Annotated in this window: 10 protein-coding genes; 4 read left to right on the top strand and 6 right to left on the bottom strand. The window is 71.8% G+C overall.

All coding sequences use genetic code 11. The features are described 5' to 3' along the window. Nucleotides 1-228: 228 nt before the first annotated feature. Nucleotides 229-4,242 (bottom strand): alpha-(1->3)-arabinofuranosyltransferase, encoded by a 4,014-nt coding sequence (locus ACGFMK_RS07460; RefSeq protein WP_392759300.1) that lies wholly within the window; start codon nucleotides 4,240-4,242, stop codon nucleotides 229-231. A gap of 143 nt (nucleotides 4,243-4,385) precedes the next feature. Between ACGFMK_RS07460 and ACGFMK_RS07455 the strand changes: the two genes are divergently transcribed. After that, entirely contained in the window at nucleotides 4,386-5,036 is a 651-nt protein-coding gene (locus ACGFMK_RS07455) for a class I SAM-dependent methyltransferase (protein ID WP_392759298.1), read from the top strand. A gap of 4 nt (nucleotides 5,037-5,040) precedes the next feature. Here ACGFMK_RS07455 and ACGFMK_RS07450 read toward each other — a convergent pair whose 3' ends face one another. Next, complete coding sequence (locus ACGFMK_RS07450; RefSeq protein ID WP_392759297.1) at nucleotides 5,041-6,795, bottom strand: hypothetical protein; 1,755 nt, start codon at nucleotides 6,793-6,795, stop codon at nucleotides 5,041-5,043. 7 nt (nucleotides 6,796-6,802) lie between these two features. Then, nucleotides 6,803-8,383, bottom strand: a complete 1,581-nt coding sequence (locus tag ACGFMK_RS07445; RefSeq protein ID WP_392759295.1) for a substrate-binding domain-containing protein — start codon at nucleotides 8,381-8,383, stop codon at nucleotides 6,803-6,805. Nucleotides 8,384-8,644: 261 nt separating this feature from the next. On the opposite strand from ACGFMK_RS07445, the gene ACGFMK_RS07440 reads away from it, so the two are divergent. Further along, nucleotides 8,645-9,445: a hypothetical protein gene (locus ACGFMK_RS07440; protein WP_392759294.1), complete on the top strand. Its 801-nt coding sequence runs from the start codon at nucleotides 8,645-8,647 to the stop codon at nucleotides 9,443-9,445. 20 nt (nucleotides 9,446-9,465) lie between these two features. On the opposite strand, the gene ACGFMK_RS07435 is transcribed toward ACGFMK_RS07440, so the two are convergent. Continuing rightward, nucleotides 9,466-10,872: a PLP-dependent aminotransferase family protein gene (locus ACGFMK_RS07435; RefSeq protein ID WP_392759293.1), complete on the bottom strand. Its 1,407-nt coding sequence runs from the start codon at nucleotides 10,870-10,872 to the stop codon at nucleotides 9,466-9,468. Nucleotides 10,873-10,919: 47 nt separating this feature from the next. On the opposite strand from ACGFMK_RS07435, the gene ACGFMK_RS07430 reads away from it, so the two are divergent. Beyond that, nucleotides 10,920-11,375, top strand: a complete 456-nt coding sequence (locus ACGFMK_RS07430) for a carboxymuconolactone decarboxylase family protein (RefSeq protein ID WP_392759291.1) — start codon at nucleotides 10,920-10,922, stop codon at nucleotides 11,373-11,375. Between the two features lie 72 nt (nucleotides 11,376-11,447). Here the strand turns inward: ACGFMK_RS07430 and ACGFMK_RS07425 are convergent, their stop codons facing one another. Next, entirely contained in the window at nucleotides 11,448-12,905 is a 1,458-nt protein-coding gene (locus ACGFMK_RS07425; protein WP_392759289.1) for an MFS transporter, read from the bottom strand. Between the two features lie 86 nt (nucleotides 12,906-12,991). Between ACGFMK_RS07425 and ACGFMK_RS07420 the strand changes: the two genes are divergently transcribed. Beyond that, entirely contained in the window at nucleotides 12,992-13,366 is a 375-nt protein-coding gene (locus ACGFMK_RS07420; protein WP_392759287.1) for a MarR family winged helix-turn-helix transcriptional regulator, read from the top strand. 3 nt (nucleotides 13,367-13,369) lie between these two features. Here ACGFMK_RS07420 and ACGFMK_RS07415 read toward each other — a convergent pair whose 3' ends face one another. Next, entirely contained in the window at nucleotides 13,370-14,836 is a 1,467-nt protein-coding gene (locus tag ACGFMK_RS07415) for a trypsin-like peptidase domain-containing protein (RefSeq protein ID WP_392759285.1), read from the bottom strand. Between the last annotated feature and the right edge of the window lie 70 nt (nucleotides 14,837-14,906).

Genomic DNA, 14,906 nt, shown 5'->3' with positions numbered 1-14,906 from the left:
CGTACCTGCAGGGACGACTCACGTACACAGCCGGACGACACGCGTACCTGCAGGGACGACTCACGTACACAGCCGGACGACACGCGTACCTGCAGGGACGACTCACGTACACAGCCGGACGACACGCGTACCTGCAGGGACGACACGCGTACCCAGGCGGACGACTCGCGTACTCAGGCGGACGACTCGCGTGCCTGGAGGGGCGGGTTGCGTGCCTGGAGGGTCGGGTCAGGGGGTCGGTTCGGTGGGGTTTGCTTTTCGGGCGAACCAGTCGATGCACGTAGCCACCGTCGCCGCGGCCGCGAGCAACAGCGCGGCCTGCGTGACCGGCCCATAGGCCCAGTCCTGCCCGTGGCCCAGCACCCGCCCGGTCACCGAGACCGCCGCCGCCAGGACCATGCCTCCCAAAGCCAAGAACTTCGGCGCCCGCTCCGAGAACTGCCGCGCCAGCAGGCAGGCGATCAACAGCACCACCGGCAGCATCCCGCCCAAGGCGACCAAAAGCCCGATCAGCAGCACCGGAACCAAGACCGAGCCGCCCGCCACGACAGGGAACGGGCGCCGGCGGGCCGGCCAGGCCACCCCCACCAGCAGGAGCAGCACCGCGAAAGCCCCGATCAGCAGGTCCGTGCGATAGGAAGCATCCGGCGTGAACGAAAGGGAGACCACACCCCCCGCCCCCGCCGGAACGATCCACGCCTGCTGCCAGCCGTCCACCCGGGTGCGGGCCAGCTGCTTGCCGTCCAAAGTGGCCACCCAGCCCGCGTTCGCGTTCTCCGGCACCGCGAGCACCGACTCGTCACCCGGGGCCACCGTCACCGACCGCGACGTCGCGTCCCACTTGCCGATCTGCACCGCCCGGTGCGCGACGGGGGCAACCTCGGCAGCGGGCCGCAGCCACAGGTCCTGCACCACGAACGAGTCCGAGCGGTCCGTGCGCAGCTCGTGTCCGCCCGGCCCGAGTTCGACACCGCCCTCGGAGTCGCGGCACATCGTCAGGGGCAACGGCCGGTGGTCGACGATGTCCGACAGCGTGCCCGTCACGGACGTCCGGTAGTCGAGGCCGTCCAGGTGGACGTTCGGGCCCGCGCCGCACGGCACCGTGAACGCCGGATCCGGCCCCGGCAGGAGGCCGTCGGTGCCGGACAGCTCCAGGCTGCCGATGCCGACCACCGCGCGGGCCGCCGGATCGTCGTCGTCGCCGGGCACGATGAGCTGCAGCTGGTCGGTGTCCAGCGGTTCGAAGGAGCCGGACCCGCTCGCGTCGAGCTGCACCGTGCGGGTGCCTGTCTTGCCGGCCAGCTCCACCTGCCGCGGCGCCTTCGCCCCGCTGGACGGCGAAACCCCGATGTGCAACCCCGTAATCCGCTTCGGCGCGGTCCAGCCGAGGGTCAGGGTCGGCCGCAGGTCGGTGACGTCGGGGCGCCACGTCGTGCCCGGGTCGCCGTCGACCGCCGCGAACCCGCTCGCCGCCGGGTCGCCACCCAGCTGGGACGTCGACGCCACCGTCACTCCCGGCAGGGACACCGGGTTCTTGCCGCCGCCCGCGGGCAGCACCGAGCCGCCGAGCAGGAACGTCGCGTCCGCCGGGGTGCTGAACAGCCGCCGGATGCCGTCGGGTTCCTCGCCGTCGCGGGCGGACGCCGCGTCGCAGCGCACCGCGCCCCCGGCCGGGAGGCACGCGTACCGCGGCTGCGCACCGCGCGTGAACGCGAACCCGGGCGCCGAGCCGGTCGGCAGGTCCGCGGGTACCTCGAGCGCGCGCTGCGGCTGGGTGCCCGGGATGTTCAGCTCCGCGATGCCGACGTTGCCGTCCTGCCGCCCGACCACCAGCGACAGCAACGTGATCCGCACCTTGGTGGTGACCCCCGCCGCGACGGGGTAGCTGTGCGCCCCCGCGCCGCGGATGACCTGCTGGTCGACCGAGCCGTTGTCGGTGGTGATCCGGACGCGCGTCGCCGGCCAGCCGACGCGCAGGTCGTCCACCATCTGCAGGTCGACGGCGGTGACCAGGCGCGGGGTGTCGAGCTCGACCTCCAGCCACTGCCCGACCGGGCCGGTGAACGACGACGACTGCCACGCCGTGCGCGGGTCGCCGTCGATCGCGGCGAAGGGCTGGTGGCTCGGGTCGGACCCGCCGAAGGCGTCGGCGAACGACGCGGCCGTCGACGCCGTCACCGAGCGGATGCCCCGGTAGGCGGCCACCGTCTGGTGCTCCTGGCCGGGGAACGGCAGCACGTCGCCGGCCGCGCGCTGCTGCCGGAACGCCTCGCCCGCGGTGAGGGTCTGGCTGAGGTTGTCCCGCACGCCGCCGACGTTCCGCTCGGCCCGGCGCAGTCCGTCGGTCACCAGTCGCGGTCCGCCCGGCGAGCCGCCGTCACCGGTGAGCACCGTCGGCGTCGAGGGGTCGAGCTGGCCGGAGTCGATCAGCGGGATCAGGTTCTCCGGGCCGCCGCTGACCGTCGGGACGTCCTTTGTGGACGTCGCGGTGGCCAGCGGCACCGGGCGCTGAACCTCGTAGATCTCGAGCGGCCCGAACGACGCGGCCTTGCCGATGCCCGGTGACCCCGCCAGTCCCGAGCGCAGGGTGGCGATGGATGGGGCGTCCGTGCGCTCCCGGTCGATGTCGTTGCGCAGCATGAGGAACCGGTAGCCGGACCGGGCGAGCAGCGCGGCCAGCCCGGGGTCGCCGCGGCCGTCGGAAAGGGCGGCGTCGACGGAGTCCATCAGCCGGGTGTTTCCTTCGGACCCCAGCGGCACCTGGTTGCGCACCGCCCACGGGCTCTTCGCGATCGCCTGCGCGGGCTCGTCGACCGTGCGGCCCCAGTCGTACTCGCCGAAGCCGGTCGCCGGCAGCAGCAGCGTCCGCGCGTTCGGGTCGGCCTTCGCGACCCAGCTCGTCGCGTCGTACCAGTAGCCCGGCACCTCGTCCCAGCCCGGACCGGAACGCAGGTTCAGCAGCCACGCGGGCGCGGCCATCACCAGGATCAGCAGCAGGCCCAGCGCGGGCCGCAGGAACCGGCGCGCGGACTTCACGCGGACCGGGCCGGCGATCCCGTGCACGAACGCGAGCATCAGCGGCAGCCGCAGCACCGGCTCGAACTTGTGGACGTTGCGCAGCGGGGCCAGCGGCCCGTCGAGCAGGTGGCGGACCTGTTCGGCGACCGGGCTGTCGAGTGTGCCGACGTAGCCGATCGTCAGCAGGGTCAGCCCGGTGACGACGCCCAGCACGAGGAACCGCCGCTCCGGCAGGCCACGCCGGGTCAGCCCGAACAGGCCGACCCCGGCGACGAGCCCGGTCGCCAGCATCAGCACCGGGTTGTCGATCAGCGACCAGCCGCCGGGCCACCACGGGGTGCCCTGCACGACGTAGGCGACCCACTGGTTCGTCCCGCGCAGCACCTCGAACAGCGACATCGGCGCGGTCGTGTTGGTCGCGGACTCGATGTAGTCCAGGAACGGCAGGCTGTACTCGCCGAGCAGGAGCAGCGGGAGGATCCACCACAGCGACGCGCCGAGCACGAACACGGCCCACCAGGCGACGAGCCGGACGTGCTCGCGGGTCCACTTGCGCGTCACCAGCCACAGTCCCGGCAGGACCAGCGCCATCACGACCATCGCGCCGTTGACGCCGCCCATGCACAGCACGGCGATCGCGGACAGCCCGGCCGCGCGCCGCGGCGAGCCGGTCAGCCCGGCGCGCACCAGCGGCACCAGCACCCACGGCAGCAGCACCGCGGGCAGCATCTCCGCGGACAGACCGCCGATTTCGGTCAGCATGCGCGGCGCGAGCGCGTACCCGAGCGCGCCGATCAGCCGGGTGCGCTCGGTGCCGATCTTCATCGCGCGCGCCAGCAGCAGCGCCCCGCCGAACGCGGCCGACAGCAGCAGCGCGCCCCACAGCCGCTGCGTGACCCACGCGGGTATCCCGGCGGCCTGGCCCAGCGCGAAGAACGGGCCCATCGGGAACAGGTAGCCGTACGCCTGGTTCTGCAGCTCGCCCGCGGTCGCCTGCGGGTTCCACAGGTGCAGCGCGCGGCCGAGGAACGCGAGCGGGTCGACGGCCAGGTCGAGCTTGGTGTCGAACGTCGTCTTCCCCGGCATCTGCAGGAACGACAACGTGGTCAGCGCCAGCACGATCCACGTGCTCGGCCGGCGCACGAAACCGCCCGGCGAGAACTTCCGGGTGCGCTCCGAGGGCGGAGCGTCGTCCCGGGTTCGTTCGCGGGTGGCGGTTACCATCCGGTAGATACTAGGCCGAAACCTGGCTACCATGTGCCGACGATTTTCCCCGGTTTCCCGAACTCCCCGGCAGGTGGGCCATCTCTTCCGACGAAACGGCGTTCGAAGACGCCTGGGCTTCGGCCGAGCCCGTCAAGGGCTGGATGACGCGCGCCCAGGGCGAAGCGCTTTGGGACGCCGCGCGCCGCCTGGAAAAGGGCGACGTCGTCCTCGAGATCGGCAGCCACCAGGGCCGGTCGACGATCGTGCTCGGCGCGGCCGCGCGCACGGCCGGGGCCACGGTGATCGCGGTCGACCCGTTCGTCGACGGCCGGCTGTTCGGCGGATCGCCGACGCGGCAGCTGTTCGAGCGCAACATCCGCGAGGCCGGGCTGGACGACGTCGTCGAGCTCGTCGCCGGTTACAGCACGGCACTGCGCCCTGACTGGGACCGGCCCATACAGCTGCTTTACATCGACGGCAAGCACGACTACTGGACCTACACCGACGATCTGCGCTGGTCGGAGCACCTGCCGCCGGGTGCGGAAATCCTGGTCCACGACTGCTTTTCCTCGATCGGCGTCACCCTCGGCACGATCGCGAAAGTCCTCTTCGGACGCCGGTACACCTATGTGGACCGGGCGACGTCGCTGGCGCGGTTCCGGCTTTCGCCACCGTCCACGGCGGACCGGCTGCGGGTGCTCGCCCAGCTGCCGTGGTTCGCCCGCAACGTCGTGCTCAAGGTCCTGTTGCGCCTGCGGCTGCGGCCGGTGGCCCGCCTGCTCGGCCACGACAGCCCGTACGACCCGTACTGAAGTCCTACTGGGTCAGCGGTTTCCCGACCTCCATCCTGGCCAGGCACACCGGGGCACCCGGGCTCGACAGCTGGACGCCGACGTGGTCGAACAGGCCGTCCACCGGCAGGAACATCGAGTGCAGACCGGCCTGGAACCAGACCGGGGTCCGCTTGCCCTCGAGGTCGATCAGGCCTTCCCCGCCGTCCGAAGTGAAGTAGTCCACCTTGAGCAGGTACCGGCCCAGCACCGCGGTGTCGAGCGGGATCCGCACGAGCGTCTCGCCGATGGTGTACCCGCAGTTCGGCACCGGGCCCGTGACGCCGCGGGAAACCGGGGCGACGCCGGTGATCCGGTGCGGGGTGCCGTTCGGGTCGAGCAGGTGCATCCGGCTGGTCGGCTGGTCGAAGTGGGCGCCGGGCAGCAGCCCGACCACGCGCGACGCGAAGGAATCCGCCCCGAACCATTCGAACACCACGTCGGACGGGACGAAGTCGTCGTAGAAGACGAGATCCGGGTCTTCGGCCAGCGCGGCACGGACGTTGGCGACGTACTGGCCGGCGTGCTCGAACCGCATCCCGGGCGACAGCTGCAGGAAGCCCACGGTGGAACTCGCGAGCAAAAGCACGCAGACGGCTAGGGCGATCGGCCGTTCCCGCTTTCCGCCGGACGGCGCACCTTCGCCGGGTGGCAGGAAAGCGAACGCGCCACAAAGGGCGGCCGCCAGCGCCAGTTCGGCGAGGTACCGCGGATCGTCCCCGGCCGCGGGGCCGACCTCGCGCAGCCGCGTCAGCGCCAGCAGCGCGACGTCCACGGCGACCAGGACCCCGAGCAGCGCCCAGGCCCGCCACGCCCGGCGGCCACCCGCGCGCACCCCGGCGATCAGCACGCCCACCGCCGCCAGGAACACCACGACGACGACCGCGAACGGCGAAGGCGCCCAGGTCGCGCCCGGTCCGGGGCCGGACCACGGGCCGCCCGCGAGGCCCGGGAGCAGGGTGTCGCCGAGCATCCGGCCGGTCAGGTCCGCGACCGACCCGGCGGACATCGGCGTGCCGCCCGGGGTCACCTGGCTCGAGGTCAACGTGAGGTAGCCGGTGACGAACGCCGCCAGCAGCAGGACGTGCCCCGCCCAGTAGCGCGCCCGGTCGCGAAAGGACTGTCCGAGCAGGACGGTCACGCCGGCCAGCACCAGCGGGATCACCGCGGCCTTTTCGTAGAAGGCCAGCCCGAAGAGCGTCCACGCGAAGGTGCCCAGCCACCAGCGGCCGCCGTCCTGGAAGTACCGGACCTGCGCGTGCAGCGCGCCGGCGGTCGCGAGCACGACCGGCACGATCTGGACGCCGTAGGCCCACCACAGCGTCGGGACCAGCAGCAGCGTCGAGGCCGTGAACACGGTGAACGGCACCAGGATCGCCCACCGGCGGCCGAAACAGCGCACCAGCAGGCACCAGAACAGCACCGACATGAGCGCCCGCATGAGCAGCAGTGGCGCCATCATCAAGGGGAAGTTCAACGGCGCCCACGCGGTCAGCACCGCGGCGAGGAAGAACCCGCCCGGCGTCAGGTGCCCGTGGTAGTCCTGGAACAGGAAGCCGAGGTCGAACGGCCCGGCCGCGGCGGCCCGGTACGTCACCACGAAGTCGTCCTGGGCGAAATTCCCGTGCAGCGCCGCCCAGGCGTGCAGCGCGAACGGGACCAGGCCCGCGACGAAGGCGGCGATCACCACCGCCGGCACTCTCCGGCGCACCCGCGGCTCTTCGGTCAGTTCCTCAAGCACGCGGTCCTCACTTCTTGCACGCCGGTGGCTGGCACATGAGCTTGCTCAGTGCCTGGTAGAAGACGTCGGAGATCTTGCGCGGGTCCGGCGTGGTGAACGATTCGCCACCGGTCGCGGCCGAAACCTGCTGCAGTTCCTTGGCGTCGATGTCCGGGCCGATGCCGATCCCGATCACCGGCAGCGGTTTGCGCGGGTCCTGCAGCTTGCCGAGCTCGGCGAGCAGCCCGGGCAGCCCGATCGAGTCGCTGTCCTCGTTGCGGCCGTCGGTGAGCACGACGACGACGTTGATCCGGCCGAGTTTCCAGCTCTGCCGGGCGTTCTGGTACGCGGCGAGGATCGAGTCGTACAACCCGGTGGCGCCGCCGGGTTTCGGTTTGACCGCCTGCAGCGTCGCCAGGCCGCCCTGGGCGAGCTGGTCCGCGATGGACCGCATCGGCAGCAGTTCCTTGTAGTCGCGGTCGCCCTCGAGCTTGGTGGAGAACAGCCACAGCCCGAGTTCGGTCGTCGGCTTGAACAGCCCGAGGCCCTGCGTCGCGGCCTCCAGCGTCAGCGCCATCCGGCTGCGGCCGGTACCGGGCACGGTCGCGGCCATCGAGCCGGACACGTCGAGCAGCACCTGGACGCGGGCGCTCAGGTTGGCCCCGGCCCAGGCCTGCAGCACGCCATACATCGCTTCGGGGGTCGGCGGGCCGACCGGCCGCGGCGCGGAGCTCGTGCGGGTGTCCGTCGGCCGGTCGCCCAGCAGCTGGCCGGCCGGCGTCCGGAACCCGGCGTCGGCGAAGGCCTTCGTGGCCGTCTGGTCGAGCAGCAGCCGCAGGAACCGCTCGGCCGCCGAGCGCGACGCGTCCGACGCGCGCGGCAGCACGACGTACGGGTAGTCGAAACTCGGCACCCCGACGGCCGGGTAGGCGGCGACGAGCTTGCGCGCCAGCACGGACTGTTCCGACGCGGGTGACGCCGTGAACGGCTCCTTCACCGCCGAGAGCTTGCGGATCTCCTCGGTGAACGCCGCGGCCGGGTCGGGCGCGTCCTTGGTCAGCTGCTGCAGGCCGATCAGCGCGGCGATCGCGGCCGGATCGCGGCCCGGGTCGGGCAGCCCGACCGGGCTGCCGGCGACGACGTCCGACCAGGACGGTGACTTCGCCGGCCACCCCGCCTGTTTCGCGACTTCGTCGGTCAGCGCCAGGACCACGGGTGAGCTCGCCACCGACTGACCGGTCTCCGGCAGGTTCCACGCGCCGCCGTCGCGGGCCTGCAGCAGCCAGGTGCTCGACTCCGGCACCCAGACGTCGGGCCCGTTCGCGCCGTTGGCTTCGAGGGCCGCCGCGGTGGCCGTCGACGCGCTGGCCGTGACCTCCACGGTGTAGCAGTCGGGTCCCGGCACCGACCGGGCCAGCGCCGTGAGCACCGGCGCGATGTCCGGCGCCGCGGTGATGCGGACCGGTGTCGTGGTGTCACAGCCACCGCTCGCCAGCCGGTTCCTCAGGTAGTCCACCCCGAACCAGGCGAGCAGGGCCACCACGAGCAGCACGCTGAGGACGACGACCCGCGCGTCGATGCGCCGGGCCCACGCCGGGTGTGCCGCCATGCACGTACCTTCCCTCGTAAAGAGTCTGCAGCTTGCCAGCCGGGTGAGCGGGAAGCCAGAGGCGATAGCGGAAAGTCACCGTCGCCGGATGAGCTCGTGGTGAAGGAATTGCGTGGTGCCGCCAAGTTGGTGACAGACCGGAACTGCGTAACATTTTCGCTTGACGCCCGTCCCACATGGGTAACAGCACGATGGCGGATCGCGGGGACGATTTCGCCGTCCCCGAAACCGGCGATGAGGCACCGAACGGAGACTCGACCCGTGCGCACGATGTACGACGCGGTCACGGCCGCGAACATCCCCGCCGGCGGACAACTGGTCGCGGGATACATCGACAAGATCAAGCTGGAACCGTGGTCGGCCGCCGACTGGGCCCGTTTCCCCGACGCGATCAAGGTCACGATCGCCAAGAAGGCGAGCACCAACGACGGGCACGTCCTCGATGTCGAGCCCGGTGACGCCGCCCCGGGCGAGGCGCCGGGCTGGGTCCGGATGCGACGCGCGGCGGGCGCCGACCCGACGGTCTACTGCAACCTCTCGACCTGGCCGTCGGTGCGCTCGGCGTTCTCCTCGGCCGGCGTCGCCGAACCGCACTACTGGATCGCGCACTACAACGGCGATCCGACCATCCCGGACGGTGCCGTCGCCAAGCAGTACCGCGGCGACATCGCCCCGGGTTACGACGTCTCGTCGGTCGTCGACTTCTGGCCCGGAGTGGACGGCAAGGGATCCGACTCGACTGGAGTGGAGATCATGGAGCGCATCACCGTCACCCCGCCGAACGCCGAGCAGAACACGGTGCGGGTCTTCCTGTCCGGCAGCCCGGGCGCGGCCGTGATCGTCCGCCCGCGGCTGGGCGGCGACGGCTTCTCGAAGCCGATGTGGATCGGCGACATCTTCGCGTGGGGCAACGACCACAACGGCGTCGGGCACAACCCGGCCCAGACCTCGGGGTACAACTCGAGGCTGACTTCGCACCGGCGGTACGACCTGCCGGGCGCGATCTGGGCGGACGTCACCTACAGCTCCACGGATCCGTTCGAGATCGACATCGTCGGATGACGCTGTGGGACAGCACGCGTTCACGCGGGCGGCAGGGCGCGGCACAGCACGTCGACCGTTGCGGCGTAAGCGTGTTCGGGCGGCGTCGCGTACCCGACCACCAGTCCGTCCATTGTGGACATAGTGCTCGCCGGGTGCCGGAAGGCGGCCAGGCCGTCGAGTGCGAGGCCCTGCCACGTCGCGGCCGTCACCGCGGACTTCTCGGTCCCCGGCGGCAGGCGCAGCACGGCGTGCAGCCCCGCGGCGACGCCGGTGGGCACCACGTGCGGCGCCTGCGCGGCGAGCGCGGCGACCAGCAGGTCGCGGCGGCGGCGGTAGCGCTGCCGCATCCGCCGGATGTGCTTGTCGTACGCGCCGGATCCGACGAATTCGGCCAAGGTCAGCTGATCGAGCACGCCCGCCCAGGCCTCGCGTTCGCCCTTCACCGCGAGGACGGCGTCGACGAGGTGGTCCGGCAGCACCAGCCACCCGAGCCGCAGCGCGGGTGAGAGGCTCTTGCTGACCGAGCCGGCGTAGACGACGTGGTCCGGGTCGAGACCCTGCACCGCGCCGACCGGCTTGCGGTCGTAGCGGAACTCGCCGTCGTAGTCGTCCTCGACGACCAGCCCGCCGGTCGCGCGGGCGTGGCCGACGACGGCGGTGCGGCGGTCGTGGTGCAGCGGCCCGCCCGTCGGGAACTGGTGCGCGGGCGTGAGCAGCACCGTGCGGACGTCCGCGGTCAGCTCGTCGACGCACGCGCCGTTTTCGTCCAGCGACAGGGGAATCGTCGGCACCGAAGCGGCCGTGAGGATCGAGCGGTGGAAGGCCAGGCCGTAGGACTCCACGGCCAGCGGGCCGGGCAGCACCGCGGGGAACAGCAGCCGCAGCGCGTGCGCGAACCCGGAGCACACGACGATCCGGTCCGGGGTCGTCCGCACCCCGCGGGCGCGCGCGAGGTACCCGGCCAGCGCCTCCCGCAGTTCGGGGCGGCCGCGCGGGTCGCCGGGGCCGAACGCGTCGTGCGGGGCGACGTTCAGCGCGCGCCGCGCGGCGGCGAGCCACGCGGTGCGCGGGAACGACGTCGCGTCCGGCTGGCCCTGGCGGAGGTTGAACCACGGCTTCGGCGGCTCAGGCGCCTTCTTCGGCGTCCGGGCCGGTGCGAGGAGTTCCACGCGGTCGGCGACCCGCGTCCCGGAGCCCTGGACGGCGGTGAGCCAGCCTTCGGCGACCAGGTCGGCGTAGGCGTCGGCGACGGTGTTGCGGGCGAGCCCCAGGTCGGCGGCCAGCGAGCGGTACGGCGGCAGCCGGGTGCCCGGGGCGAGCCGCCCGGTGCGGACGGCGTCGCGCAGCGCGGTGCTGAGCACGGCTCGCTTGCCGCCGGTGCCGGACAGCTCCAGGTGCAGATCGGCCCCCAGCCGCTCCCCCAGATTGACCCACGATTCCGGCACGGAAATGCACCCTACACGGCGGTCACTTCGGCTCTAGATTTTTGCTCATGACGCACCGCATCACCTTCGCCAAGACCGCACCGAAGGCCTTCAAGGCCCTGATCGGCTTCGACGCCGCCGCCCGCGCCGGGCTCGACCCCGCGCTGGTGGAGCTGGTCCAGATCCGGACCGCGCAGCTCAACCGCTGCGCCTACTGCCTGCACATCCACACCTCGGACGCCCGCAAGGCCGGCGAGAGCGAGGAGCGGCTGCACCTGATCGCCGTGTGGCACGAGGCCGCGAACTTCTTCAGCGAGCCGGAGCTGGCCGCGCTGGCCCTGACCGACGCCGTCACGCTGATCTCGACGGGCGGCGTCCCCGACGACGTCTACACGCGGGCCGCCGGGCAGTTCGGCGAAGAGGAACTCGCCCAGCTGCTCGCGCTGATCCTCACCAGCAACACGTGGAACCGCATCGCCATCACCACGGCGAAGGTGCCCGGCACGGACGAGCGGGTGGCGTGATCCGGGAAACGCGCGAAGAAACGCGGAAGAACCACCATCCCCCGGCGATGGTGGTTCTTCCGCTGGTGCCCCTCAGTCCGCGAGAGCCAGCAGATCCTCCTCGACGACCGGTTCTTCGGCCACGCGCTTCCGCGCCACCAGACCGGAAATCGCGACCAGCAGGCCCAGCACCGCGATGCCGGTGACCACGCTCAGCGCCGGCGTCAGGCCGGTCAGCAGCGCGGCGGGGGACGCCTCACCGCCGCCGTTGGCGGTCAGGACCGCCGTCACCACCGCCAGGCCGATCGCGCCGCCGACCTGCAGCGACGTGTTGAGCAAGCCGCCCGCCAGGCCCTGTTCGTCGTCCGCGATGCCGTTCGTGCCCTGGATGTTGAGCGACGAGAACGCCAGCGTGAAGCCGATCCCCAGCAGGATCATGCTGGGCAGGACGTAGGCCGCGTACCCCGAGTGCTCGTCGACCCGCAGGAACAGCGCGTAGCCGATGACGTGCGCGACGACGCCCGCGAAGATCGTGCGGGGCGTGCCGACGCGGTCGATCAGCGGCTCGATGCGGGGCGAGCCGAACGCCACGATCAGCGCCGCCGGCAGGAAGCCCAGCGCCGTCTGCAGCGCGGACCAGCCCAGCACCCGCTGCAGGTACAGCATTACGACGAACTGGAACCCGATGTACGCGCCGAAGAACAGCGCGCCGCCGAGGTTGGCGCGGGCCAGCGGGCCCGAGCGCAGGATTCCCAGGCGCAGCAACGGGTGCGCGCTGCGCTTCTCGATGAGGACGAACGCCGCGAGCAGCGCGATGGCGACCACGAACGTGATCAGCGTGCGCGGCGAGGCCCAGCCGACCTGCGGGGCCTCGACCACGCCGAACACCAGCAGCAGGGAACCGAGGGCGCCGGTGATCGCCCCCGGGAAGTCGTACCCGCGGCCCTCTTCGCGGCGGTAGGACGGGATCAGCTTCCAGGCGGCGACGAACGCGAACACGGCGATCGGCGCGGGGAGCAGGAACGTCCAGCGCCAGCCGACCTCGGTCAGCAGCCCGGAGAACACCAGCCCGGCGGAGTACCCGCTGGCGCCGAAGACGGCGAAGATGCTGATCGCCTTGTTGCGGGCGGGGCCTTCGTGGAACGTCGTGGTGATGATGGACAGGGCGGCCGGCGCCGTGAACGCGGCGGCGAGGCCCTTGACGAACCGGCTCGCGATGAGCAGCGCGCCGTCATCGACGAGGCCGCCGAGCAGCGAGGCCAGCGCGAACACGGCGACCGCGACGAGGAAGACGCGGCGGCGGCCGAGCAGGTCGGCGGTGCGCCCGCCGAGCAGCAGCAGCCCGCCGTAACCCAGGACGTAGCCGCTGACGACCCATTGCAGCGCGGCGGTGGACAGGCCCAGGTCGGCCTGGATGGCGGGCAGAGCGACACCGACCATCGACACGTCGAGTGCGTCGAGGCCGATGACGATGGACACCGTGAGCAGGACACCCCAGAGGCGCGCGTCCCACCGGGTCGAGGTGGTGGACAGGTCCGCGGAAGAACTCATGACGGCGACAGTACATGCATACGCATTTAATGTCTAAGCATCTTATGCGTTTGCATCTGATGCCTGTGCATGCTAGATTGGTCGCCGTGAGCGACGTCGCTGAGCAAGGCCTGGTCGAGGAGTGGCACGAGCTGCTGGCCCGCTATTCGGCCGTGTTCAGCACGCTCGAATGCCGCCTGCAGGAGCGCCACAGCATCGGCGCGAACGAGTTCGAGGCGCTGGAGCGCCTGGCCACCTGCGACTTCAAGTGCCGCTCGGCCGACCTCACCGGCGCGATCCACCTGAGCCAGAGCGCCACGTCCCGGCTGGTCGCCCGGCTGGAGAAGGAAGGCCTGGTCGAACGCGCGCTGTGCGACGCGGACCGGCGCGGCATCTTCGTGACGATCACCGACGCCGGCCGGGAAAAGTACCTCGCGGCGAAACAGACGCACCGCGAGGTGCTGAACGAGACCCTGCGCTGAGTCCTAGCCGACCGGGCCTTCGGCCGCTGTCACCGGCAGCTGCTGTGACGCCCCGGACGCGCCCGACACCGTCAACGTCAGCTGGTCGCCCGGGTGGTGGGTGTCCATCACGTTCGTCAGGGTGGTCGCCGAGTCGATCGGCTTGCCGTTGATGGCCGTGATGACGTCCCCGGCCGCGAGGCCCGCCCGCTGCGCCGGCCCGCGCGCGACGACGTCGCGGACCTGGGCGCCGCCGCCCTGGCCGTCCGACACCGAGACGCCGATGAACGCCGTCTTGCCGATGTGGATCTTGTCCGTCGCGGTGCCCGCGACGATCTGGTGCGCGATGTCGACCGCCTGGTTGATCGGGATCGCGAAGCCCTGCCCGCCGGCGCCGCTGCGGCGGCCGTTGAGCTGGTAGCCCGTCGACGCGGCGGTGTCGACGCCGATGACCTGCGCGTCCGCGTTGACCAGCGGCCCGCCGGAGTCACCCGACTCGATGTTCGCCTTGACCTGGATCAGGCCGGTGAGCTGCTCGGACGACCCGCTGGACTCGTCCGACGCGGTGATCGACTGGCCGAGCGCGGCGACCGTGCCCGGCGCGGGCACCGGGTCGCCGCCGCGGCCGCCCGCGTTGCCCAGGCCGAGGATCTGGTCGCCGACCTTGACCTTCGACGAGTCGCCGATGGCGGCCGTCGGCAGCCCGGAGGCGTCCTCGAGCTGGATGACCGCGACGTCCTCGCTGCGGTCGTAGCCCACGACGTGCGCGGTGTAGGTGTCGCCGGTGCCGATGCTGGTGACCTTGATGCTGGTCGCGCCGGCCACGACGTGGTTGTTCGTGAGGACCTCGCCGTCGGCGGTCAGCACGATGCCGGTGCCCGCCGCGGCCGCGCCCTGCAGGCCCAGTTCGGTGTTGACGTTGACGATCGCCGGGTTGACCTTCGCGGCCACGGCGTCGGCGTCGAGCACCGTGGCCGACGCGCTCGGCTGCCCGGAGAAGCCGAAGTTCTGGTTGCCCGACGCGCTGGGACTGTTCGCCGAGATCAGGTGCCCGATGCCGAGCCCGGCCACGACGGCCAGCGCGATCGCGACGACGGCCACGGTCAGCGCGCGCAGCGGGTTCCGCTTGCGCGGCGGCGGCTGGTACGCGGGTGGCGGATAGCCGTACCCGGCACCCTCCTGGCCGTAGAAGCCGTGGGGGGCAACCTCACGGCCGTACTGGGGCTGGCCGTACTGCGGCTGGCCGTACTGGGGCTGCGTGTACTGCGGCGGGTACGGGCGGCCCCACTGGTCGCGCGGCTGGTCCTGGGGCTGCGGCTGGTAGTAACCCGGCTGGTAGTAGCCCTGTGGGTACTCCCCCTGGCCCTGGCCGTAGAAATCCTGGCCGTAGGAGTCCTGACCATAGGAGTCCTGGCCATAGGAGTCCTGGCCATACGGATCCTGGCCGTGGGGGTGGTCCCCGCCCTGCGGCCGCCGGTCGTACTCGCTCATGCCCTTGCTCCCAGCCCTCGGCAAGTCTTCGCCTCTGCCAGCAAACGCCGCGTTCCTGAGAATTTCCTTG

The sequence above is a fragment of the Amycolatopsis sp. NPDC049252 genome, from assembly GCF_043197175.1.
Taxonomy (GTDB): Bacteria; Actinomycetota; Actinomycetes; order Mycobacteriales; family Pseudonocardiaceae; genus Amycolatopsis.
This window is presented reverse-complemented; position numbering and strand designations above follow the sequence as displayed.